Raw genomic sequence first — 24,602 nt, forward strand, 5'->3', positions numbered from 1 at the left:
TTGAATTCATTCGAAGGTTACCTTTATAGATATAGATAAAGTGACCATAACTGGTCACTTTATTTATATTTCTGTCATAAGATCTGATAGTCTTTTTATTTCTTCTCTATCTATAATTTTTTTATCCACTAGTAACTTTTCTAGTATGACTATTTTCTTTTCTAACTTTTCAACTCTACTATCCTCTGCCTTCATCTGTGCCTTTATTTCTTCGGCTTTTTCTTCAAACTCTATTATCTCTAAAATATGTATTATATCTACATTCTTGTCCTTAAAAACATTACCATCACTATAATCATAACTTATCTCCCCTTGCCTTGCTTCAAACTCTAGTTTCTCATCGGGGATTTTTACTGTGAAATTTTTATTACCTAACACACCTTTAAGCTTTTTGCTATTATCTATACCGTTAACTTTGGTTTCACATTTTATTCTAATAAGTTTATTGTTTGTATATTCACTTCTTATATGATCTCTTTCATAACCATCCACTAATAGTTCTATATCATCAATAAATATTTTTTTCATAATATTCCTCCTACTGGTTTTATATAATTTTAACAAATCATTTACAATAATTTTATGTATAGAAGGCACAAAATTTGTTATTGTTTAGATTATAACCCTTTAGTTAATCTTTAAACAACAAAAGGCAAAAACCATCGGGACACAATGATTTTTACCCTTTATTTTCTATCAATCCGTCAAATATAATATCAATAGCATTATCTATTTTATTATTTTTTATAAAATTTAACATTTCCTTTTTATCTTTACACTTACTTATACTACCCGCCCAAATATATATTGTATATATGTTTTCATTTGTTTCATATTTAAAGGTAATCGACTTATTTTTTCCGGTATATTTTATACTATATCCATAATCTAATGTCCCGTCGGATATAAACTCTTTTTCTCCACAGTTCATTTTATATAGATTCATATCTCCTTCATCTTTTTTATTATATTTAGTAAACTGCAAACCAAAGTTTAATGAATTATCTTCATTCTCATATCCTAGGTTTAAGTGGTTTATATTATATATGGACATTTCCTTATTATATATCTTATCTATAGAGTAGTCCTCTACATTAGGTTTTTCCTTTGCTAAAAATCTATCAACAATATCTGTATTGTCTAGTTTCATATTTCCCACAGTTTTAGGTATAAAGTTTAATTTATTATCATAAAGTTTATTAGCCTCATCAATGGAACCTAAAAACTCTGTATTTTCTATTAAGCGATTCCTACCATCTATATTTACTAATTTAAACTGTCCAAACTCCAGTTTTTCTTCTTCTTTCTGTAATGTATTATTTATTTTAGCAATTTTTATTTTCCTAGCACCCATATTAGTTTTATCTTCCCTTAGATAATTCATTATATATTGACTTGTTTTCTCCCCTATAACTGACATCTGTTTTAAATCCAGCTTATCTAATGTATCATCTGGGGTATGAATTGGACTCTCACTTATATCATTACTTATATTTACCCCTATATTGAAGGATCTATGATCACTGGGATACTGTCCTATGGTAATCTTAGATGAAATACTATTTTCATTAAATATTTTCTCTAGTCCCTTAGCTATCTCTAAGTTTTCTTTATCATCTGATCTTGCATCTATTAAAATACCTTCATTATCCTTTTCCCCTACGCAATCTATGTTTATATTTATCAGTCTTTGATAGTTATTAACCAATAGATTATTTAACTTTTTACTTCCAATTAAACCCATCTCTTCGCTGTTTGTTGTAGAAAATATTATGTCAGTATTAAAGTTATTATCCTTTAGTTTGGAGCTTAATCTCTCCGCCACATCTAGTAGTACCGATACTCCAGAGCCATTATCCATAGCTCCCCTCCATATGGTATCATTTATACGCCCAACATGGTCTAAATGGGCCGTTACTACTATGGCATTTATTCTAGCCTTACTTGGGATTATACCTACTATGTTTTCTTCCATTATTTCTTCTTCATTGTAATTAAAAGAAAGTTTTATAGTCTGTCCAATGTTATCTTTTAAAATATTGTATGTATCCTTTGATACTTTAAATATAGGTCTTCTTTTCCCTTTACTTAGTCTAGGAGCAGACCTATCAGATATCTCATCTAACAATAAAAAAGCTTTGATATTGATCTTCTTCTCAAATTTTTCAATATCTTCAAAGTTTTTTATAAGCCTAATATGATCTTTAGTAGAATTACTATCCATATATATAGGTAGTTCTAAATATGTATTTATAATGTCTCCTTCTCTAAAATCTTTTCCATAGTTAAATATTTTTATTTTATCCTTTGAAAGTAATAATTCTAGTTCTACATTATCTTTATTTATCACAGGTATCTTTTGCTTATAGCTGTGATAGTAATTATCTTGGTAGGGTTTGAGTCCCATTTCTTTAAACTTTTTAACTATATACTCTTTAGCTAACTTATTGCCCTCTGTGTTTGGTAATCTTCCCCCACATTCATCGGAGGTTAAGAACTTAATGGATTCTTCTATTATACTATTATCTTTTGAAACTTCATGGGTTTTAATATTATTACAAGCTGATAAGATTACTATTAAAAATAAAGTAATGGTTATATGTTTTAATTTTCTTATCAATCTATCCTCTCCTTAAATATATTTATAAAACTTAATCTATACATTATGCACTTTATATTTTAATTTATTCCCTAAAATAAGTCAAATATATACATTTTTACTTTATAGTTCTAATTAATGTGTGGTGAAAAGTATGTTATTATATCAAAAACCGGTCTAGGCATGCCTAGACCCTACATCTAACTAACAAGTTATCGAAGGATTACGAATTTCCCCAATAACTAAATCATATATAAATTAAACAAAAATATAAGGGGGCTTTAAAGCCCCCCTTTACCTTTATAACTACTCCTTATTAAATATTAATTTATCACCATCATAATCTATAACCACATTGTCATCTTTAGTTATATTCCCCTTTAACATTTCCTCTGATAACTTATCTTCAACTAGTTTTCTTATGGACCTTTCTAGAGGTCTTGCACCGTATTCTGGGTCGTAACCCTTTTTACCTATATATTCTTTTGCCTTATCTGTAACTTTAATGTGAATATTTAAATCCTTTAACCTTTTTTCTAGTTTTTCCACCATTAGATTAACTATTTCTTTTATATGCTCCTGATTTAACTGATGGAATACTATTACTTCGTCTATTCTATTTAAAAACTCCGGTCTAAAGGTCCTTCTTAAGTCATCAGTTATATTATCCTTCATCTTTTCATACTCTGCTTTTTCCTCATCAGTAGGTGCTGCAAAACCTAGAGTTTTTTGTTTTTTCAGTGTTGTAGCCCCAACATTTGATGTCATGATAATAACTGTATTTTTAAAGTCCACAACCCTTCCTTTAGAATCGGTAAGTCTTCCATCATCTAAAAGTTGAAGTAGTATATTAAATACATCGGGATGGGCCTTTTCTATCTCGTCAAATAATATTACTGAGTAGGGTCTTCTTCTTACCTTCTCTGTTAATTGACCCCCTTCATCAAATCCAACATATCCTGGAGGAGAACCAACTAACTTAGAAACTGAGTGTTTTTCCATGTATTCCGACATATCTATTCTAATAACTGCATCGTCATCACCAAATAGTGCCTCTGCCAGTGCCTTAGTTAAATATGTTTTACCCACACCTGTAGGCCCTACAAATATAAAACTACCAATTGGCTTTTTAGGATCTTTAAGTCCAACTCTTGCCCTTCTTACTGCGCTGGAAAGGGCTGAAACTGCCTGTTCTTGACCTATTACCCTCTTATGAAGTATTTCTTCTAATTTTAGTAGTCTCTCTGATTCTTCTATGGTCATCTTCTTAACTGGTATTTTTGTCCAGCTAGAAACCACATGGGCTATTTCTTCATAGCCAACCTCATTGGAACTAGATTGTTTTTCTTTTTTCCATTGACCTTTTTTCTCTTCTAGTTCTTCCTTTATTTGTTTTTCCTTATCCCTTATACTTGCAGCTTTTTCATAATTTTGAGTGTTTATAGCTTCTTCTTTTTCTTGGGATAGTTCTTCCAGTTTATCCTCTAGCTTCTTTAAGTCCGATGGTGCTGTTATGGATTGAAGCCTTATTCTTGAAGCCGACTCATCTATCAAGTCTATTGCCTTATCGGGTAAAAATCTATCGGTAATATAACGCTTAGATAGTTCTGCTGCAGCTTTTAGTGCTTCATCGGTTATTTTTACTCTATGATGGGCTTCATATTTATCCCTTAATCCTTCTAGTATCTTAATTGTATCTTCAATAGTAGGTTCATCTACAGTTATAGGCTGGAACCTTCTTTCAAGGGCTGCATCCTTTTCTATATGCTTTCTATATTCATCTAACGTTGTAGCCCCTATGGCCTGTAGTTCTCCCCTAGCCAATGCAGGTTTTAATATATTAGATGCATCTATAGCACCCTCTGCTGCCCCAGCTCCTATTATCGTGTGCATTTCATCGATAAATAGGATTACATTCTGTGCTTGCCTTATTTCTTCCATAATCTTTTTAAGTCTATCTTCAAATTCTCCCCTGTATTTAGCACCTGCAACCATTGATGATAAATCTAGGGTGACTACCCTTTTATCAATTAATAACTCTGGAATCTTTCCATCTACTATTTGTTGGGCTAACCCTTCTGCTATAGCTGTTTTTCCTACACCAGGTTCTCCTATTAAACATGGATTGTTTTTAGTTCTTCTACTTAAAACTTGAATAACCCTTTCTATCTCTTTATCTCTACCTATCACAGGGTCTAGTTTACCATCGTTTGCCATTCCCGTTAGATCTCTACCGTATTTATCTAAAGTGGGAGTTTTAGTTTTTCCTTTATTATATGTGGAGTTATTTCCTCCATTATTAGGGGGAGTACTATAATTGCTATTTAGCATTTTAACCACTGCCTCTTTAGCCTTATTTGAATCTAGGCCTAGTCTTTTAAGTATTATAGCTCCAACACCTTCCCCTTCTCGTATTAATCCTAAAAGTAGATGTTCTGTTCCTACGTAATTATGACCTAGATTTCTAGCTTCCATAAAACTTAATTCAAATACCCTTTTCGTTCTAGGGGTAAACCCTAATATTTCTTGTTCTACCTTTCCTTCACCTACAGCTTCTACAACTGTGGCTTTTACTTTATTTAAATCCATTCCCATATTATTTAATGTTTTAGCTGCTATACCTTCTCCTTCTTTTAAAAGCCCTAATAGGATGTGCTCCGTTCCCACATAATTGTGTTTAAGCTCCTTTGCTGCCTGTTGAGCCTCCATTATAGCTTTTTGAGCCCTTTCTGTAAATCTTCCAAACATAGCCATACATAATAACCTCCTATCCTATAATTTTATCCCTTATTAGTTCAGCCCTTTTTATATCTCTATCTTGGCCATTTAAACTTTCTCCAGCATATTTTTGTATATTTGCCGGTTGTGTAATAATCATTAACTTATTTAAACTATTTGGGTCTATATCTTTTATTATGCCCATATCAACACCCATTTTTACATTTGATAATAGCTTCATTGATTCCTTAGAGGATAATATTCTTGAATTTGTAAGAACTCCATAGGACCTAAATACTTTATCTTCAATCTCAATTTTCTTATTTGATAATAATCTATCCCTTGATTCCCTTTCTCCATTTACAATCTGGCTAACTATTCTTTTTAATTTTTCTATTATTTCATCTTCTGTTTCTCCTATTGTAGTTTGATTTGATATTTGGAATAGATTTCCCATAACATCTGTACCTTCTCCATAGAGTCCCCTAACAGTAAGACCCATTTGACTTACAGCCTGTAATACCTTATTTATATACCTTGTCATCACTAATGCCGGTAGATGAAGCATAACTGAAGCCCTAAGTCCAGTTCCAACATTAGTGGGACAAGATGTTATATATCCAAACTGTTCATCAAAGGCATACTTTAAATTTTCTTCTAACACATCATCTATTTTATCTGCTAAATCCCATGCCTTATTTAGCTCAAATCCTGGGAATATAACCTGCATCCTAACGTGATCCTCTTCATTTATCATTATTGATACTTTTTCATCATCCCTAAGTAAGAAGCCACTGTATTCCGGTCTTTTAAGCAAAGCTGGACTTATTATATGCTTTTCTACTAATATTTTTCTATCTAATGGGGAAATATTTTCAACTCCGAAAAATTGAAAGTCCTTTGATAATATTGTATTACTTTCTAACACGGAATCTTTAATCATATCCGTTACTTTATCAGCCTCTTTCTGGGACATCATTGGAGAAAACTTAATATCTTCTAAGTTCCTAGCAAGCCTTATTCTACTACTTACTACTATGTCGCTATCAGTACCATTTCCTTCTAACCACTTAGTCACAAAATCACCACCCATCTAATTATCTAATTGACCTTCAAGTTCTTTTATCTTATCCCTTAATTCTACTGCCTTTTCAAACTCCTCTTTTTTTACAGCGGAATTTAATTGGTTTCTATATTTTTCTATCTCTTTTTTAACTCTTATAACCCCACCTGCCCTTTTAGGAACCTTTCCTATGTGGGTGTTATGTCCATGAATTCTTTTAACCAATGGTTTTAATTTATCTTTAAAATTATCATAACAATCGTCACATCCAAATAAGCCTATTTGTCTAAACTTTCCATATGTCATACCACAGGTATCACATTTTATACTTTTCGTTTTAGAAAAATCTACAGTTTCATTATGACTCCCTTCAAGTAGTCCTGTTAAGAAATTATGAATAGAAAAGGATGAATCAAAATTAAAGTCTTTATTTTTTGATGCACAGTCTTCGCATAAATGAACTTTATTGACATTTCCATTTATTACTTTAGTTAAATGAACCGTAGCTTTATTTTTCCCGCAATCTTCACAAAGCATTTCCCTTCCTCCTTACTATTTTTTTTAACACATATAATCTATTTTAATAATATAAGCAACATATTCTTAAGAATGTTTACCCTTAATTGACTTTTATTGCTACCGGCAACACATAAAACCCTATCACTTATTGCTGTTTTTATGAGGGCTCCTTCCCTTCTTGTTATCAATCCCTTTTCCACAAAGCTGTCTATTATATTGTAAGCCTGATTTTTTGTAATAGATTTATCTATCATATTATTTATTACATTATTAATATATTCGTCACTACTAATATTTACCTTCATTATTTTTATATACCCGCCACCACCTCTTTTACTCTCTATATAATAGCCTTTGTTACAATCAAATCTAGTCTTTAAAACATAATTAATCTGGGACGGAGCACAATTAAAATGTTGTGCCAGTTCATTTCTCTGTATTTCAATTATTCCATTATCAGCTTCCTTTAATAAGGTTTTTATAAAATTTTCTATAATATTACTTACTTTAGCCATAATACCACTCCGTTTTTCTGACTTTGACTTTCTTTGACCTTAACTATATTAAAAAACATAAAAGAATTTTTTTCAAGTCTTATATTGTTTATTTTACCCTAAAAAAAAGTTTTTTATAGTCATTTATTTCAATTTATCTTTTAATTCCTTATTATATTTAATTTTTTCTATTGAACTCGAGCACCTTAGGTGCTTCTTTGTTCTATGCAGGGTCCAAGGTGCAGAGAGCAGAGATTTGGTGATCATGATATCTATGGTTTTAAAGGTGGACTAGGCATGCCTAGCCCTTACATATTTATTAGTCACTACATAATACAAAGTGGCCCCTGGGCCACTTTGCACCTTATCTATTCTCTATTCTTTATTCTCTATTCTTTATTCTCTATTCTTTATTTTTAAGCATTCACCTTTGAATCTTCTATCACCTTTTCACTTAACTCCCTTGGCATTTCTTCATATTTTGAAAATTCCATTGTGAAGCTACCCCTAGCTTGGGTCATGGAACGTAGGTCTATGGCATATTCAAATAACTCTGATTGGGGAGCTTCTGCTATAACCAATTGGGTTCCATCCTTTTGTGGTTCCATACCAAGTATCCTACCTCGACGCTTATTCATATCACCCATAATATCACCCATATATTCATCGGGGATAAGTATTTCTAACTTCATTATAGGTTCAAGTAACACTGGTCTAGCCTTTTTTATACCCTCTTTAAAGGCCAGTGATGCGGCTATTTTAAATGCCATCTCGTTTGAATCCACTGGGTGGTATGAGCCATCATGTAGAGTGGCCTTTACATTAACCACTGGATAACCTGCTAAAACCCCTTTTTGTATGCAATCCTTAAGTCCCTTTTCAACAGCAGGGATATATGATTTTGGAACTGATCCACCAAATATTTTTTCGTCAAACTCAAACTCTTCCGTTGTTGGTTCAAACTTGATATGAACATCTCCATACTGACCGGCTCCTCCAGATTGCTTTTTGTGTTTCCCCTGAACATCCGCTTGACCTTTGATGGTCTCTCTAAATGCCACCCTAGGTACTGTTAGTTCAACTTCAACACCAAAGTCATTTTTAAGTTTGTGTTTTATTACCGTTAATTGCATACTCCCTTGACCACCGATTAGCTGTTGCTTTGTTTCCTTATTTCTTTCAACTACAAAGCTTGGGTCCTCATCAGCTAATTTATGTAGTGATGAGCTTATTTTTTCCTCATCATCCCTTGATTTAGGATCTATTGCTTTAAATAAACATGGCTTAGGATATTCTATCTTAGGATATTTAATAGGATTGTCTATATCACATAAAGTATCTCCCGTTTCTGCATATTGGAGTTTCGCAGTAGCTCCTATATCTCCTGCACCTACTTTAGAAACATCAACTTGCTTTTTACCTCTAACTAAAAATAGACTACCTATTTTTTCTTCTTCATCCTTATTTGCATTTAATACTTCCATATCTTTTGATATGCTTCCTGATCGAACCTTAAATAATGATATTTTTCCAACAAATGGGTCAACTATAGTCTTAAATATTAATGCAGAAAATGGTTCATTATCGTCAACTTTTCTAGATATTTCTTCTTCGGTATTTGGGTCTATACCTTTATATGACACTGCATCCTTAGGTGTGGGTAAGTAATCAAACATCATATTAAGAAGGGATTCTACTCCTATATTCTTGGTAGCAGACCCCACTAAGACAGGGACTACTTCATTGTTTAATACTCCATTTCTAAGTCCTTCATGGATTTCTTCCGTTGTGAATTCTTCACCTTCAAAATATTTTTCAAGTAGTTCTTCATCACTTTCTGCAACACTTTCTATAAGCATTTCTCTTAGGGGTTCTATTGTATCTTCTAGTTCATCGGGTACTGGAACATCTAAACATTTTTTACCATTATACTCTCGACCCTTTAAATCAACTATATTTATAAATCCTTTAAAGTCATCTCCCAATCCCATAGGTATTGCAAAGGGAGCTATTTTTTTGCCGAAGGTTTCCCTTAACTCTTTTATTATTTTATCAAAGTTAACGTTTTCCTTATCCATTTTATTTATAAATATAATTTTAGGTATATTTCTCTCTTCAGTATATTTCCAAGATTTTTCTGTTCCTACTTCTACTCCACTGCTTGCATCTACCGTTATTACTGCTCCTCCTGCTATACTTAGGGAACTAAATACTTCTCCTACAAAATCAAAATATCCTGGAGTATCTAGAATGTTATACTTTGATTTATTCCATTCAACAGGTATATTTGATGTTCTAATTGAAAACTGTCTTTCTGCTTCTTCTTTATCAAAATCTGAAACAGTATTCCCCTCTTCTACCTTACCTTTTCTTTTCAATACCCCAGATACAAATAACATTGCTTCAGCCAAGGATGTTTTCCCAGAACCTCCATGACCTAATAACCCAATATTCCTTATTTTATCAGTACTATAGCTTTTCATAATTTTTTTACCCCCTCAATCAGTTGGTTTGTTTTCTGATTATTATAAATATTCTACAACTTTAATAAAAATCCTTTTAAATATTAATATTTTTTATAGTTTTTGGAAACTTCTTTAGCATAGGCCACACCTCCGTTTTTCTTTATTATTCCAATTTTCTTAAAATTTATCATAAATAATATTAAATTAGCCTTTAGTAATTAATGTATGACTAAGATTAATATGTTATAATTAATTTGAGAATATTTTAAAAAATAATATAAGGGGGTAATCTAGTTGAGTATTAATTTTAGAGAAGAAATAAAGGATCTTCAGGCATATAAACCTGGAAAACCTATTGAAGATGTTAAAAGGGAATATGGGTTAGATGAAGTTATAAAACTTGCATCAAATGAAAATCCATTAGGGTGTTCCCCTAAGGCTATTGAAGCTATAAAAAAAGCATGTGATAACTTGGCCTTATATCCCGATGGAAATGCTACACTTTTAAAGGAAAAAATAGCTGAAAAATTAAATATTAAACCGAGTCAAGTGCTACCTAGTAGTGGTTCTGACGAAATGATAGATCAAATTTCTAAGACCTTTATAGATAAAGGTGATGAAATTATAATGGCCGATATTACTTTTCCTAGATACATAGCTACAGCCAAGATGATGGGAGGAACCCCTGTTATAGTTCCCCTTAAGGATTGGGCATACGACTTAGAGGGAATGTTAGAAGCTATAACTGATAAAACAAAGATTATCTGGTTATGTAATCCAAATAACCCCACCGGTACCATGTTTACAAAGGAAAAACTAATAAACTTTTTAGATAAAGTTCCACGTGATATAGTTGTAGTTTATGATGAGGCATATAATGAGTATGTAACTAGAGATGATTATCCTAAAAATAGTATAGAACTACTAGATGATTATCCCAATATAATTATTATGAGAACCTTTTCAAAGGTATACGGCTTAGCTTCCTTAAGGGTAGGATATACCATGGCCAGTGAAGAGATAATTTCAAACATTAATAAAATAAGGGGACCATTTAATGTTAATACCTTAGCTCAAGTAGCAGCTATAGCATCACTGGAAGATGATGACTTTTTAAGAAAAAGTTACGAGCTGAATAAAGAAGGAAAAGAGTATCTATATAAAGAATTTGATAGTATGGGACTAAAGTATGCACCATCTGAAACAAACCATATATTCGTTAATGTAAATAAAAATGGGCAGGAAGTATTTGTTGAACTTCAGAAAAAAGGAATGATCATTAGACCTATGCAGGATACTTGGATTAGAGTATCAATAGGTACTATGGACCAGAATAAGAAATTTATTAAGCTTCTTAAGGAAGTTATATAGAACAAAGAAACACCAAAGGTGCCTTTGCTCTGTACAGAGGTCAGAGAGCAGAGTTCAGAGTAAAGAGGGACTGGGCATGCCCAGTCCTTAGCTATACATTTAAAAATGTATCATGTACACAGTAACTTAACTATGACGTTAAAGGAGGACTATGATGAAGAGAAAAATTATTCTAGTATTTGCTGTAATATTTATATTATTTGGATCTAAATCTGTTTTTGCAAATTCCAATACAGGTCATATAAATATTTCCGGTATAGGTCTTTTGTATTCACCTAACTATTCTTCTAATGTTGTTACAAAATTAAGTGCCAATGATAGTGTGGAGATTATTTCAACAAATAATAATTGGTTAAAGGTAAAGACTGAAGATAATAAAGTTGGATGGGTATCATCCTATTTTGTCAACAGAGATCCAAAAAGATATGTGAAAATAACTATAAACGAACCTGCAAACTTAAGAACTGGTCCTTCTGTTAAAACAGAAAAAGTAGGACAAGCTAACCCTGGAGATAAGTTAGAGTACATAAGAACCTTTCATAGTTGGTACCAAGTAAAATATAATGGCAAAAAAGTCTATGTGGCAAGTTGGCTTGGAGATGTTATTTCCGATGGTAAAACCAGGGCAATACTAATAATGGATAAAGTGAATATTAGAAATAAGCCTAGCACCGATGGTACTGTTTTAAAACAGGCTAGACTCCATGAAGGATATCAATATTTAGGAGAAAAAGATGGATGGGTTAAGGTTAGAATCAATGATGAAAGGATAGGTTATATTGCCGGCTGGTTAGTATCATTTAATAATAATTTATCTCTAAATACAGAAATGTTATATAGAAAAAAAGTAACAGTAAATGGCTTAAACTTTAGACAAGGTCCTAGTGTAGAGAATAAATCTCTAGGTTTATTGAATAAAGGGGATGTTGTAAGGATACTAAGTAGCAATGGTAACTGGGATAAGATAATAACCCCTTCTGGCAAGGTTGCCTATAGCCATAACTCATATCTTAAGCCCTTTAAAAGTCTATTAGGTAAAACAATAGTTGTAGATCCTGGACATGGTGGATATAAGACTGGAACTAAGGGATATAGGAAGTGGATACTTGAAAAAAATATAAATTTAACAACTGCTATGAAATTAAGAACTAAGCTAAGGGAACTTGGCGCCTCTGTTATTATGCTTAGGACAAATGACAGACATATAAGCATATACGATAGGGCCGCCATAAGTGAAAGAATAAAACCCGATGCGTTTATAAGTGTTCACCACAATGCTTTACCCGATACTAGATACTTTGGTGCATCTACCTATTATAATACAACCAATAATAGGTTAGGTTATGAAGGAAAGAAACTTGCAAAATCCATATATGGAAATATAACATCTATAAATGGTGTTTATCAGGATGGGGTATACGATAGAAGGTTTGTGGTAATAAGGGAGCAAAATTATCCTGCTACTTTAGTTGAAATAGGATTTTTAAGTAATCCTTGGGAGGAAAAAAATGTTCATCTCCCTAGCTTTGTTAATACTATTGCTACTAAAATAGCTCAAGGTGTTGAAAATTATCTTTATAAAGAATGACAAAAATCGGCCGAGAAGTGTGGCCGATTTTATTTTGTGCAGGGTGTAAGGTGCTTTAATATTAACGGGGTATACTTAATATATTCTATTGTAGGGATTCAATATATTGAATCCAATAGGTCTTCTTTTAGAAGACCTATTATACTAAAGACTAGAATTTTTATGATTCTATTTCCTTCTACCAAGAAAAATAAAATAGTTTTTATATATTTTCTATGTTAAAATAGTGATTAGTTGAGGGATTACGAATCCCCCAACAACTTAAAGGAGAAGGAATGATAATTTTGACCATTTATTATATAGATAGAAAAACCGGAAAAAAGGAAAAGGAAACAGTTGCAGGGGAAAAGTTTCTTAGATGGATTAATGATACCAAGATGGGAAACAGTATCCTAGAAACTTTTGTTAGGAAAAAGCTTTTTTCTATTCTATATGGAAAACTACAAGACTTGTCCATAAGTAAGAAAAAGATCCCTGGCTTCATTAATGCTTTAGATATAGATATGTCAGAGGCAGTAAAGGAATCCCATGATATGTATAGTAACTTTAATGATTTCTTTGCTAGAAGATTAAAGGATGATACCAGACCTATTAATAAAGATAATAATATTTTGATTTCCCCAGCCGATGGAAGGGTTTTTGCCTATGAAAATATAGATATAAATAAAGTTCTTCAAATAAAGGGTTCCCATTACTCCTTAGAGGAACTATTACAAAGTAAATCCCTGGCATCTAAATATGAAAATGGAACCTGTATAGTTATAAGACTATGTCCTGCTGATTATCATAGGTTCCACTTCCCCGATGGTGGAGTAGCTGAAAAATCTAAATTTATCGATGGTTATTATTACTCTGTAAATCCTATGACCTTAAGAAAGTTTACAGAGGTATATTGTCGAAACAAACGGGAAATAACAGTATTTAAATCTAATAACTTTGGTGAAGTTTTATTGATAGAGGTAGGGGCTACATGTGTAGGTTCCATTATTCAAACCTATGAGCCTAATATAAAAGTTAATAAAGGTGATGAAAAGGGTTATTTTAAATTTGGTGGTTCCACCGTAATTATGTTTATAAAAAAGGGACAAGTGAAAATAGATAGAGATATTATAGAAAACACTAAAAATCATATTGAAACAAAAATTAATATGGGAGAGGGGATAGGTAAAAAATAATTTACCTATCCCCTATTTTCATATCAATATAATATTCTCCAAGCTATTAAAATAATCCATATCACAGATAATATTATAAATAAATATGTCCCTATGTCTTTATTTGTTTTTCTTATACCGTTATATAAAATGATTATGCTGAAACAAGTGGTTACAAATGTAAGAAAGTTATCATTTTCTAATAAGTGTAGCATATGTTCTCAGCCCCCATAATATTCTTCCTAATAATGTATACACAATAAAATTACTTATAAAGATAAGGGGTAGATAAAAAATAATTTACCTATCCCCTATTTTCATATCAATATAATATTCCTTATCCTCTATAGATATGACTTTTTCATTATAATCCATTTCAAAATTCATTACAGCAGACTGTAAATCGATATTCCTTAATAGATGAACCGTACATATATTGTTATTTTCTGATCTATTAAATCTTATTATTATATTTTTTATCATTTGAAATTGAAGTCTAGAAGATATATAGGAAGGTATATCTTTTATATATAAGTTTAATGTTCTATTATTTATAGGTATTATTATATCTATATCATTATCTTCTTCCCTTATGGTTCTTATATCAAAATCACTTTTTATACAAATATTATCTTTATTATATATCATTTATATCAATCCCTATTCTCCTGTTATAAATATTTTTTCTATTTCCTTATACTTTTTATGGGTTATAAGGGCATCCCTATGGGTGTCTGTAAACTCTATACTATATGTCCACCTTCCATAGGAGGTTACCCTTTTTATCTTAGATAAATTTATTATATAGGATTTGTGACTCCTTAAAAATGTTGTTCCCTCTAGTTTTTCTTCTAGGTCTGTTAAGCTTTCTGAAGTTACATATCCTTGATCCTTTGTATATACCACGGTGCTTCTATCTTCCCTCTGAATTAATATAATATCTTTAGTATCTACAAAACTAATTCCGTCTTTATTTTTTATAATTAATTTATCTAATGCCTCACTTATATTATCTTCTTCATTACTTTTATTATTTACATCTTTAATCCTTCTTAATGTCTTATAAACCCTATCTAATCTAAAGGGCTTTGTAAGATAATCAAAGGCATAAAGTTCAAATGCATCCCCCATATACTCTTCATGGGCTGTGGCAAATATTATTGCTGTTTTAGGATTTATATCTATAATACTCTTTGCACACTCTATTCCACTGAGTTTTGGCATTTCTATATCTAAAAATACTACATCGGGATTTTCAGATTCAGCCATTTCTAGGGCCTCTAATCCATTATCCGCTTCTCCTACTAACTGAAAACCATCTATTTTTTTTATTACTTTCTTTAATACCAGCCTCATCCCACTATCATCATCGGCAATTAAGACTTTTAATGTCATAAAACCACCTACCTAGTCATTTATTTCCCTTACAACTATCTTACTTCCTTCTACCTTTACTACCTCTACTTTAGCACCCTTATCTATATATGTTCCATCGGCAACAACATCAAGCTTTACTCCATCAAAATCAACAGAGCCCGATGGTCTTAGTCTAGATAATACTATTCCTTTTTTACCAAGAAAATACTCCATATCATTGTTACTAGAATATCCCCTTTCCTTATTCATAGATGTGGATAAAATAACTGAATTAGAAAGTTTTCCTTTAGCTGCAGAATGTATTATTATAGATAAAGCTATTCCTAATATGACTAATATTATAACAAGTAAAACAAAGGCTTGTAAAACACTTTCTGCTATCATAATTACCGATGCTAGTAATAATATAACCCCTGTCACTCCTGGAAATCCAAATCCTGGTACGAACATTTCAACTATTATTAATACAATTCCTAGAAAAAAACAAAATGCTGACAGTATACCTATATTCGCTAGTAATGGTCCTAATATTTCCATATAAATCCTCCCTTCAATCTTATATTTATAAAACCCTTTTATAATTTTTTAGTTTTATATGGAACTTTAATTGTAAATGTAGTTTCTCCTTCATCACTATTTACCGTTATATCTCCCCCATAATCTGAAACTATTTGTTTTACTATCGATAATCCCATACCATCCCCTTCACTTCCCTTGGTTGTAAAGCCTGGCTCAAATATATTTTCAATAATATTGTCTGGGATTTTATTTCCATTATCTATTATTTTAAATACATGTCCTGTTAAATCTTTAAATACTTTAACTTTCAATACCCTATTATTGTCTTTTTTTAAAAGGGAGTATATGGCATTGTCTATTATGTTTCCAAGTATTCTACACATTTCCCAAGATGGCACTATTAACTCCTTTAACTTAGAGGTTATCTCTAAATCAACCTTTATATTTCTATTATCACAGTCCTGTATTTTAGCCTGCAAAAGGGCATTTATGGCAACATCCCTTGTTTTCAACACCCTACTAACCCTATTAATATCCTCATAAACATCTTCTATATATTTTCTAGTATCTTCATATTCTTCCATTTCAATGAGACTATGGACTACTTGCAAATGATTTAAGAAATCATGTCTTTGTCCCCTTAGCTCTATATTTAACTTTTCAATCTGACCGAAACTTTCTCTTTGCATATAATATTTTGCCTTTAAATTAGACAATAGGTATATTCCCCTAATAGATACCACGCAATTAGATAAAACTATCATTATAACTATAAATACGAAAAACTTTCCATTTTGATAAAATGTCACTTGGGATTTATTTAAAAGATATGTTCCATATCCCAGTATTACCAGCAATACAGATATTTGAAATATATTTATTAATATTAGAGATACCACTGCCTTGTTTATATTTAATCTCTTTTTCATAATACCCCCTCTTTGATATGATCAGAAATAATATTTTATACCTCTAAATATTCTATTCAATTAATCTGTTAAAAATCCTTTTAAATAATTATTAGTTATTAGACGATTTACCTTAAATCTTAGTTATCCAATCACTCCCCGTTCTAGTTGTTGGGGATTCGTTTTTAGTTGTTGGGGGATTCGTAATCCCCCAACTAATTATTTATGCTTTTCCATAAATTTATCCCAGCTTGATTTAACCCCTTCTTCTCCAGAATTTTTCAGCTTGTGTTTTGATATTTTTTCTAATACCTTTCTCAATATAACAGATAGTACAATGATTATAACAGCTACTATATTGGATGATACTATCTCGGTTATACTTGTCAGTTCCTTTCCAGTTTCATGCAAATACCAACTTGCAGTATTAATATAGCTAAATGTTCCAATGGCAAAGTGTATGGCTGCCACATTTATTAAAACAATTATAATATTTATATGGGCAGTCTTAAAATCAAATGCTATTAATAGATTTTTAACAATAAATACACCTGAAACAATTATTATTATATATGTTGTAAATAATATGAAAGTATATATTTTGTCAACTCTACTTACCCTAGCTTCTGTGGCTTCGCTAAACTCTACATTAGCATATTCCTCTGAAAGTTCTTGTTGATTTATCTCCTTCTCTTTAACACAACCTGATAATCCCATAATTAATACAAAAACTACCAATCCTAAAAGTAAAGTTTTCTTTCCCACTATATTTCACCCCTTTTAATTATTGTAATACTTTTAATTATCTTAATATAATTATAGATTAATTTATCCATTTATAAAATAGTAATTGGCTGTATTATACATTTTTTTGTTTCAAATGTCAGATTTGGAACAAAGGCCACTTTGTCACTTCTTTGTTCTGTGCAGGGTCCAAGGTGCAGAGAGCAGAAAGTGGATAAAAAAATTGTCTGGATTTCACCAGACAATTTTTATAATTCATTTAGTTTTCAAGTACTTTATTGTTTTCCTTTGATATATTTATTGTATCCTTATTAGTCTTCTTCTTCCAATTAGCCATGGTAACTGAAATAATAACTAATAATCCCCCTACAGCCTTATATAAAGTTATTTCTTCATTTAATATAAATACACTGGCAACCACAGTTACAAGGGGTATTGCATTTAAATATATAGATGATATTGACACCCCAAGATGTTTTAACCCATATACATAGGTTATATATCCAACAGCAGAACAGAATATTCCTAAGTATAATATATTAAGGGCTACACTTCCTGTTACTTGATACCATTTGGGAGTTTCAATAAAAATAACTTCATATATCATAAATGGTACAAATAATAATGCTCCAAAAACACTTTGATAATATACAAGAACCATTTGTGAATACTTGCCGGAAACTGGCTTAGTAACCAAGGCATATATTACCCATGTTAAAACTGCCCCTAGCATATATAAATATCCCGTTATACTACCTCCACTCATTAAATCTTTTAAGTCAGAACCAACTATAAAGTATACTCCAATAAAGGATATAAGCACACTTATTAATTTTAGCCTAGTTAGTTTTGTCTTTAATACTATAGTATCGGTTATTAGTGTTACTATAGGTATTGTCGCTATTATTAATGATGCGGTAGAAGCAGGAAGTTCCTTAACTCCATTATTCTCAAAAATAAAGTATAATGTTATCCCTGTAAAACCTGAAAGTATAACAAAGGGAATATCTTTACTATCTAGTTTTGTACTAGCCCCTTTTAACTTTACGACAAATAATAATAATACCGATGCTATAGCAAATCGTAAAAATCCCAATGTTACAGGGGGAATAATATCTATAACAACTTTAATACTTAAAAATGATAATCCCCAAACTATAACTGTAAACAACATAGATAATATAGGTAAAACTTTTTTATCTGTCACTTTACATTTCCCCTTTTTTTCTATTTGTCAACAGTAGTTTAACATATTTTTTCACTATTGGCTATTATTAAATTATCATTCTTTGTTATTTAATAAACTGGGGGATTACAAATCCCCCAGCAACTAATGAGAATTGCTTAAGCAATTACTTAAGACAATATGTACACTAATAAAAACGACCTAGATAAATGTCTAGGTCATTTTCTAAATTATTTCAACTTTTCCTTAACCTGACTAACAACATTTTCCACACTTATACCATATTCCTTCATAAGTACATCCCCTTTTCCCGATGCACCAAAGGTATCTATTCCTATAGTTATACCATTATCTCCAACATACCTTCTCCACCCTAGTGTTGAGCCTGCCTCTAGGGACAGTCTGTTTTTGGCACTAGGTGGTAGTACATTATCTTTATATTCTTTAGACTGCTTTTCAAACAGCTCTAAGGATAACATACTTACTACTCTTGTACCTATACCCTGTTCCTTAAGTTTGTTATGGGCTTCTATCAATACTGAAACCTCGGAGCCACTACCCATAAGTATAAAATCTGGAGTGTCTTTTTCTTCTTTTCTTATTATATATCCCCCTTTATGGGCATCTTCATTTAATTTTAGCATAGGTAGTTTCTGTCTACTCAGTATTAGTGCCGAAGGGCCTTCTGTATTTTTAATAGCTTCCTTCCATGCCACTTCAGTTTCATTGGCATCTGCCGGTCTATATACTGATAGATTTGGTATGGACCTTAATGATATTAGATGTTCTATGGGTTGATGGGTAGGTCCATCTTCCCCAAGACCTATACTATCATGGGTAAATACATAGGTTACCGGTATTCCCATTAGTGCCGATAGCCTTATGGCAGGTTTCATATAGTCACTGAATACTAAAAATGTGGATCCAAATGTTCTAAATCCTCCATGTAATGCCATACCATTAAGTATAGCTCCCATGGCATGCTCCCTCACTCCAAAGGCTATATTATTACCACTATAATTATCTGGTGTAAAGTCACCTTTCCCCTTTAAATATGTCTTAGTTGATGCATTTAAATCGGCAGAACCTCCCACTAGGTTATCCATATATTTTACTATCTCATTCATTACTTCTCCACCGGCATTACGGGTAGCCAAACTCTCTTTATCAAAGTTTACTAATCTACTGTCTAATTCTTTAGGTATAGTGCTGCCATGCCATGATTCCCACTTTTTGGCCTTATCAGGATATTCTTTAGAATAATCACTAAAAGTTTCCTTCCATTTGTGGTATTCTTCCTTCTTTTCTTCAATAATTTTTTCTAAATGTTCCCGAACATCATCGGGCACATAAAACTCAGGATAATCATTCCACTCTAAACCTTCTTTAACTAACTTTAATTCATCATCACCTAATGGAGCTCCATGGGCTGCTGATTTACCGGCCTTATTGGGACTTCCAAAGCCAATTGTAGTTGGAATCTTTATTAATGTGGGGTTTTCTGTATTTTCCCTTGCCCTAGTTATGGCATCCTCTATTTGATCTATATCATTACTATCCTTCACGTGTAAAACTTCCCAACCATAACTTTCAAACCTCTTGCCCACATCTTCGGTAAATGCTACTTCTGTGGTTCCATCTATGGTAATATTATTATCATCATATAAAACTATAAGTTTACCTAATCCTAAGTGGCCAGCCAATGAAGCAGCTTCACTTGCCACACCTTCCATCAAGTCTCCATCTCCTGCTATTACATATGTATAGTGATCTACTATATTATATTTATCTGTATTAAACTCACTGGCTAACCTTCTCTCTGCCATTGCCATTCCCACAGCACTTGATATTCCTTGACCTAATGGACCTGTCGTCATCTCCACTCCTTCTGTATGACCATACTCTGGATGTCCTGGAGTCTTACTTCCCAGTTGTCTAAATTCCTTTATATCATCCATAGTAACATCATAATCAAATAAATGTAAAAGAGAATATAAAAGCATGGAACCATGACCAGCTGATAGCACAAATCTATCCCTATTTTTCCAGTTAGGTTCCTTTCCGTACCCCATTAAAAACCTATCCCACAAAGTATATGCCATAGTTGCAGCTCCCATTGGTAATCCTGGATGACCAGAATTTGCCTTTTCTATTGCTTCTGCTGATAAAACTCTTATTGTATTTATAGTCTTTTTATCTATATCTAACATTAATACACCTCCAAATAATAGTCTAATATTTAAAATATCCATATTATTAGCTTATATTCTTTATATATACTTTTTTTTGTTATTTTAAGCATATTTTTTTAATAAAGTAGGGATAACCTATTAAAAAAAGCTATCCCTACTTTATTAAAAATTGTACTCCCTATTCATTTAAGTATATATTATATTGATTCTCTAACTCCTGTAGCTTTCCTTCTAACTTACTATCACTATATTCTTCATCTGCAAATATAAGTTTAAATATGTCCTTATATAGCTTATTTTTTAAAGTAAATATACTCATATTTTCATTTTTATATACCCTATTAGGCTTATTTTTTCCAGTTTTTATTCTTTCTAATTGATACTCTTTTAACTGTAATACCTTTTCACTTAATTCTTGACTTTTTTCAAATTTTGTAATCTTATTTTCTAACTCTTTATTCACTGGATAAAAACGTGCTTCAACTTTTTTGTGGGTATCATAAAGATATTTTTGAATTTCATCACTTAGAATATAATTAATAAATTTTATAGCTTTATCTATATTTTTACCATTTTTATTAATTAAGAATCCTGCTAGCTTTAGGTTTTCATCTTTATCTTTAATATTTGGCATTACTATCTTATTTTTTCTTACTAAATCATTAAGTACAGAAACATATAGTCCATTTCCCCATGGATAAGGATATATATATTCTTGGGGTCTATTTACAAATGAAAAGTACTTCCCGCTTCTTTCTTCTTTGGTAGTATTACCAAAACATACTTTATAATAATCCTCTTGTTTCAAATCATTTGATATGTTGTATTTACCTTCCAAAAATTCACTTCTTAAGTCTTTAATAGTATTTTTCACTTCTTCAGTATTTATATTTGTTCTTTTATTTTCCGTGTCTATAATATCTAATTGATTAAATCTATGGTAATATGTTTCTGAAATCAAATAGCTTTTAAGTTTCCCTTTATTTTCTTTTATCCATTTGTCTCTAATATTTATGTAGTCTTTCCAGCTCCAACTTAGATCTGGTTCTTCTATACCTAAATCACTGGCTCCATATCCGTTGATCTCTATAAATTCTGTTTCCATACCTATAGGTACAAAATAGTCATTTTTATCCTTTATGGAATCATATACCCTATCTAAGTTTTCTATTTTTTCCTCTAGTTTTAATGCCACCCCACTTTCTGTATATATACTGATGGGGGTGTTATAAAAATATATTAAAGTTGGTCCTTTGTCCAAATATAATTTTGTATTTAGTTTTTTAAAAAATTCCTGTTTATCCTTCGCATTTATAATGTCATACTTTATATCTACTCCCGTTTCTTTCTTTATTTTATTAGTTTCATATACTATCATTGGAAACTGTATCTGTAAGATATGGTGATCTTGGTGCCAAATAGCTATTGTAACTTCGTCATCATTTACCTCCCCACTTATTTCTTTTTCTCCTACCTTATTATCAGATATTAACTCTTTATCATTGTTCTCATTTGAGCAACCTGATAAAATAAATAAAAATAATGTAATAACTATGAACAATTTTTTCATCAAACCATCCTCCTTTATATATACGAGTATTTAATATATGGAAACGTTCATTTTTTTATAAAATAAATTTTACTTTATCTAAAAAAAACAGCGACACCTCCCGAACCTAAGTTGTCACCACAATAATTAACCAGTCACAGTTAACAATTGTACTCCCTATTCATTTAAATATATATTATACTGATTCTCTAGCTCCTGTAACTTTTTTTCTAATTTACTGTCACTATACTCTTCGTCTGAAAATATTAGCTTAAATATGTCTTTATATAAATTATCTTTTAGACTGAATATTTTCATGTTTTCCTCTTTATATACCCTATTAGGTTTATTTTCTCCATTCTTTATCCTTTGCAATTGATATTCTTTTAATTTTGTTGCTTTTTCATTTAATTCTTCGTTTTTCTCAATGGTTTTAATTTTATCTTCTATATTTTTATTTACTGGATAAAAGCGTGTTACAGTCTTTTTATAATCTTTATAAAGTTTCATCTGAGTTTTATCACTTAAAATATAATTTAAAAACTCCATACCCTTATTTATATTTTCACCGTTTCTATTTACTAGAAATCCTGATAAGTACAGATTTTCTCCTTTATCTTTAATATTTGGAAGTACTATTTTATTTTTTTCGATTTCATAATCTAGTGTAGATGGATAAAGCCCATTATAACCACTATATGGATATATATAATCTGACGGTATATTTAGAAAATTATTGTACTTCCCTAGTTTCTCTTCTTGGGTAAGACTATTAAATTTAAAACAAGCCTTATAATAATCCTCTTCTTTAAAATTATCTGGCAATTTATATTTACCACCTAAAAATTCTTTTCTTAAATCTCTAATAATATTTTTAACTGATCTAGTATTTACATTAACTTTTTTATCCTCTATATCTATAATGTTCAATTGATTAAAATCATGATAATATGTTTCTTTAATTAAATAATTCTTAAGCTTTGTTCCTTTATTTTTAAACCATTTATCCCTAATATCTACATAGTTATCCCAATTCCAATTTAATCCTGGCTCTTCTACATCTAACTCCCCAAATTCATACCTATTTATCTTCATAAAATATGTTTTCATGCCTATGGGAACAAAATAGTTATTTTTATCCTTTATAGCGTCATATATATTATTTATGTTTTCTATCTTGTCCTCTAGATTTAGTGCAACCCCACTCCCTGTATATATCCCAGTTGGCATATTATAAAAGTATATTAATGTAGGCCCTTTGTCTAAATACAATTTTGTATTAAGTTTTTTAAAAAATTGTTGCTCATCCTTTGCTTTTATCACATCATACTTGATATTTATTCCAATATCTTCTTTTATTCTATCAGTTTCATATCTTAACATTGGAAACTGTATCTGCAATTGCCCATGATGAATATCCCAAATGGCTATTGTAACTTCATCTTCATTTACTTCTTTTTTCCCATCAATTCCATCATTGGAATTTTCCTCTTTATTTTTAATTTCTTCTTTCAAAGAATCATCTGATGTTGTTTTCTTTCCATTATCAACTATAGTACATCCAAATAAAGATGATAGTAATGCCATAACTAAAATTATTATGACTACTCTTTTCATAAAATCCCCCTTTGTTTTTTAGTTTATATTGGTAATAATGTAGTTATAAGTAATTATATCATATCTTTTGCGTTAAGATATGGGCTATAAAGGAGAACCCATCATTAAGTACCGCTATAGAATCAAATACAATTACCTAAAAAAATAAAGCACCTTAGAACAACTGTGTCCATTAGGTGCTTTTAGCAAGTTAAATTATATTTTCCTTAGTGTCTTTGCTTATTTATTTTCTTTTTTAAACTTAATACTTCCTTCTCATTTAGTCCTGTTATATTTACTATCATATTAATGTCCAACTCTTCTTTTAACATTTTTAAAGCTATCTCTATTGCTTTATTTTTTTCTCCTGTTCTGATTCCTTCGTTTTTAATATTATCTAATGTTCTTTCCAAATTATGAACCATTTTATCTACCTCCTCGTATAATATAGTTAGAACATTTGATAGAAAATAAAGTTCTTTTCTACCGAACATTCTCACTAAAAATAACTTCAATATTCATATTCTTAAATAACCTTTTAATACAAAACTTATCTTATT

20 protein-coding genes are annotated in these 24,602 nt (G+C 30.9%); 3 read left to right on the top strand and 17 right to left on the bottom strand.

Features of this window, described 5'->3' with window-relative positions; genetic code table 11:
- Positions 1-63: 63 nt before the first annotated feature.
- The 7 genes from V6137_RS13390 to fusA all read right to left on the bottom strand — a co-directional run bounded on the left by V6137_RS13390 (position 64) and on the right by fusA (position 9,876).
- Positions 64-528: a hypothetical protein gene (locus V6137_RS13390; protein WP_425448452.1), complete on the bottom strand. Its 465-nt coding sequence runs from the start codon at positions 526-528 to the stop codon at positions 64-66.
- Positions 529-679: 151 nt separating this feature from the next.
- Positions 680-2,620 carry a M28 family metallopeptidase gene (locus V6137_RS13395; RefSeq protein ID WP_425448453.1) on the bottom strand — a complete coding sequence of 647 codons (1,941 nt, stop codon included), beginning with the start codon at positions 2,618-2,620 and terminating at the stop codon, positions 680-682.
- A gap of 285 nt (positions 2,621-2,905) precedes the next feature.
- Complete coding sequence (locus V6137_RS13400) at positions 2,906-5,353, bottom strand: ATP-dependent Clp protease ATP-binding subunit (protein ID WP_425448454.1); 2,448 nt, start codon at positions 5,351-5,353, stop codon at positions 2,906-2,908.
- Between the two features lie 13 nt (positions 5,354-5,366).
- Positions 5,367-6,395: a protein arginine kinase gene (locus V6137_RS13405; protein ID WP_425448455.1), complete on the bottom strand. Its 1,029-nt coding sequence runs from the start codon at positions 6,393-6,395 to the stop codon at positions 5,367-5,369.
- A gap of 15 nt (positions 6,396-6,410) precedes the next feature.
- Entirely contained in the window at positions 6,411-6,917 is a 507-nt protein-coding gene (locus tag V6137_RS13410; protein WP_425448456.1) for a UvrB/UvrC motif-containing protein, read from the bottom strand.
- Between the two features lie 38 nt (positions 6,918-6,955).
- Positions 6,956-7,414, bottom strand: a complete 459-nt coding sequence (locus V6137_RS13415) for a CtsR family transcriptional regulator (protein ID WP_425448457.1) — start codon at positions 7,412-7,414, stop codon at positions 6,956-6,958.
- Between the two features lie 395 nt (positions 7,415-7,809).
- The gene (gene fusA, locus V6137_RS13420) at positions 7,810-9,876 is read right to left on the bottom strand and encodes an elongation factor G (RefSeq protein ID WP_425448458.1); all 2,067 of its coding nucleotides are present in this window, start codon (positions 9,874-9,876) and stop codon (positions 7,810-7,812) included.
- Between the two features lie 276 nt (positions 9,877-10,152).
- Between fusA and hisC the strand changes: the two genes are divergently transcribed.
- From hisC to V6137_RS13435, 3 genes are all read left to right on the top strand, one after another.
- Positions 10,153-11,229, top strand: a complete 1,077-nt coding sequence (hisC, locus tag V6137_RS13425; RefSeq protein ID WP_425448459.1) for a histidinol-phosphate transaminase — start codon at positions 10,153-10,155, stop codon at positions 11,227-11,229.
- Between the two features lie 154 nt (positions 11,230-11,383).
- Complete coding sequence (locus V6137_RS13430; protein ID WP_425448460.1) at positions 11,384-12,817, top strand: N-acetylmuramoyl-L-alanine amidase family protein; 1,434 nt, start codon at positions 11,384-11,386, stop codon at positions 12,815-12,817.
- A 275-nt stretch (positions 12,818-13,092) separates the two neighbouring features.
- On the top strand, positions 13,093-13,992 hold the full coding sequence (locus V6137_RS13435) for a phosphatidylserine decarboxylase (protein ID WP_425448461.1): 900 nt from the start codon (positions 13,093-13,095) through the stop codon (positions 13,990-13,992).
- A gap of 279 nt (positions 13,993-14,271) precedes the next feature.
- Here the strand turns inward: V6137_RS13435 and V6137_RS13440 are convergent, their stop codons facing one another.
- From V6137_RS13440 to V6137_RS13485, 10 genes are all read right to left on the bottom strand, one after another.
- The gene (locus V6137_RS13440; RefSeq protein ID WP_425448462.1) at positions 14,272-14,619 is read right to left on the bottom strand and encodes a hypothetical protein; all 348 of its coding nucleotides are present in this window, start codon (positions 14,617-14,619) and stop codon (positions 14,272-14,274) included.
- A gap of 12 nt (positions 14,620-14,631) precedes the next feature.
- Positions 14,632-15,366, bottom strand: a complete 735-nt coding sequence (locus V6137_RS13445; protein WP_425448463.1) for a LytR/AlgR family response regulator transcription factor — start codon at positions 15,364-15,366, stop codon at positions 14,632-14,634.
- Positions 15,367-15,378: 12 nt separating this feature from the next.
- Positions 15,379-15,885 carry an NfeD family protein gene (locus tag V6137_RS13450; RefSeq protein WP_425448464.1) on the bottom strand — a complete coding sequence of 169 codons (507 nt, stop codon included), beginning with the start codon at positions 15,883-15,885 and terminating at the stop codon, positions 15,379-15,381.
- A 38-nt stretch (positions 15,886-15,923) separates the two neighbouring features.
- The gene (locus V6137_RS13455; RefSeq protein ID WP_425448465.1) at positions 15,924-16,796 is read right to left on the bottom strand and encodes a sensor histidine kinase; all 873 of its coding nucleotides are present in this window, start codon (positions 16,794-16,796) and stop codon (positions 15,924-15,926) included.
- A 198-nt stretch (positions 16,797-16,994) separates the two neighbouring features.
- Positions 16,995-17,540 carry a hypothetical protein gene (locus V6137_RS13460; RefSeq protein ID WP_425448466.1) on the bottom strand — a complete coding sequence of 182 codons (546 nt, stop codon included), beginning with the start codon at positions 17,538-17,540 and terminating at the stop codon, positions 16,995-16,997.
- A 238-nt stretch (positions 17,541-17,778) separates the two neighbouring features.
- Entirely contained in the window at positions 17,779-18,726 is a 948-nt protein-coding gene (locus V6137_RS13465) for a DMT family transporter (RefSeq protein ID WP_425448467.1), read from the bottom strand.
- Positions 18,727-18,935: 209 nt separating this feature from the next.
- Positions 18,936-20,915, bottom strand: a complete 1,980-nt coding sequence (gene tkt / locus V6137_RS13470; RefSeq protein ID WP_425448468.1) for a transketolase — start codon at positions 20,913-20,915, stop codon at positions 18,936-18,938.
- A gap of 160 nt (positions 20,916-21,075) precedes the next feature.
- Positions 21,076-22,467 carry an extracellular solute-binding protein gene (locus V6137_RS13475; RefSeq protein WP_425448469.1) on the bottom strand — a complete coding sequence of 464 codons (1,392 nt, stop codon included), beginning with the start codon at positions 22,465-22,467 and terminating at the stop codon, positions 21,076-21,078.
- 156 nt (positions 22,468-22,623) lie between these two features.
- Positions 22,624-24,063 (bottom strand): extracellular solute-binding protein, encoded by a 1,440-nt coding sequence (locus tag V6137_RS13480; RefSeq protein ID WP_425448470.1) that lies wholly within the window; start codon positions 24,061-24,063, stop codon positions 22,624-22,626.
- A gap of 206 nt (positions 24,064-24,269) precedes the next feature.
- Positions 24,270-24,467, bottom strand: coding sequence for a hypothetical protein (locus tag V6137_RS13485; RefSeq protein ID WP_425448471.1), 198 nt, complete (start codon positions 24,465-24,467; stop codon positions 24,270-24,272).
- Between the last annotated feature and the right edge of the window lie 135 nt (positions 24,468-24,602).

Origin of the sequence: Dethiothermospora halolimnae (assembly GCF_037577855.1) — a bacterium.
In the GTDB taxonomy this organism is placed as follows: domain Bacteria; phylum Bacillota; class Clostridia; order Tissierellales; family VENL01; genus Dethiothermospora; species Dethiothermospora halolimnae.

Excerpts from the sequence above, each read along its gene's own strand:
- V6137_RS13390 (WP_425448452.1), bottom strand. The coding sequence starts at position 528 with ATGAAAAAAATATTTATTGATGATATAGAACTATTAGTGGATGGTTAT.
- V6137_RS13400 (WP_425448454.1), bottom strand. The coding sequence starts at position 5,353 with ATGGCTATGTTTGGAAGATTTACAGAAAGGGCTCAAAAAGCTATAATG.
- V6137_RS13410 (WP_425448456.1), bottom strand. The coding sequence starts at position 6,917 with ATGCTTTGTGAAGATTGCGGGAAAAATAAAGCTACGGTTCATTTAACT.
- V6137_RS13415 (WP_425448457.1), bottom strand. The coding sequence starts at position 7,414 with ATGGCTAAAGTAAGTAATATTATAGAAAATTTTATAAAAACCTTATTA.
- fusA (WP_425448458.1), bottom strand. The coding sequence starts at position 9,876 with ATGAAAAGCTATAGTACTGATAAAATAAGGAATATTGGGTTATTAGGT.
- V6137_RS13430 (WP_425448460.1), top strand. The coding sequence starts at position 11,384 with ATGAAGAGAAAAATTATTCTAGTATTTGCTGTAATATTTATATTATTT.
- V6137_RS13435 (WP_425448461.1), top strand. The coding sequence starts at position 13,093 with ATGATAATTTTGACCATTTATTATATAGATAGAAAAACCGGAAAAAAG.
- V6137_RS13440 (WP_425448462.1), bottom strand. The coding sequence starts at position 14,619 with ATGATATATAATAAAGATAATATTTGTATAAAAAGTGATTTTGATATA.
- V6137_RS13445 (WP_425448463.1), bottom strand. The coding sequence starts at position 15,366 with ATGACATTAAAAGTCTTAATTGCCGATGATGATAGTGGGATGAGGCTG.
- V6137_RS13450 (WP_425448464.1), bottom strand. The coding sequence starts at position 15,885 with ATGGAAATATTAGGACCATTACTAGCGAATATAGGTATACTGTCAGCA.
- V6137_RS13455 (WP_425448465.1), bottom strand. The coding sequence starts at position 16,796 with ATGAAAAAGAGATTAAATATAAACAAGGCAGTGGTATCTCTAATATTA.
- tkt (WP_425448468.1), bottom strand. The coding sequence starts at position 20,915 with ATGTTAGATATAGATAAAAAGACTATAAATACAATAAGAGTTTTATCA.
- V6137_RS13475 (WP_425448469.1), bottom strand. The coding sequence starts at position 22,467 with ATGAAAAAATTGTTCATAGTTATTACATTATTTTTATTTATTTTATCA.
- V6137_RS13480 (WP_425448470.1), bottom strand. The coding sequence starts at position 24,063 with ATGAAAAGAGTAGTCATAATAATTTTAGTTATGGCATTACTATCATCT.
- V6137_RS13485 (WP_425448471.1), bottom strand. The coding sequence starts at position 24,467 with ATGGTTCATAATTTGGAAAGAACATTAGATAATATTAAAAACGAAGGA.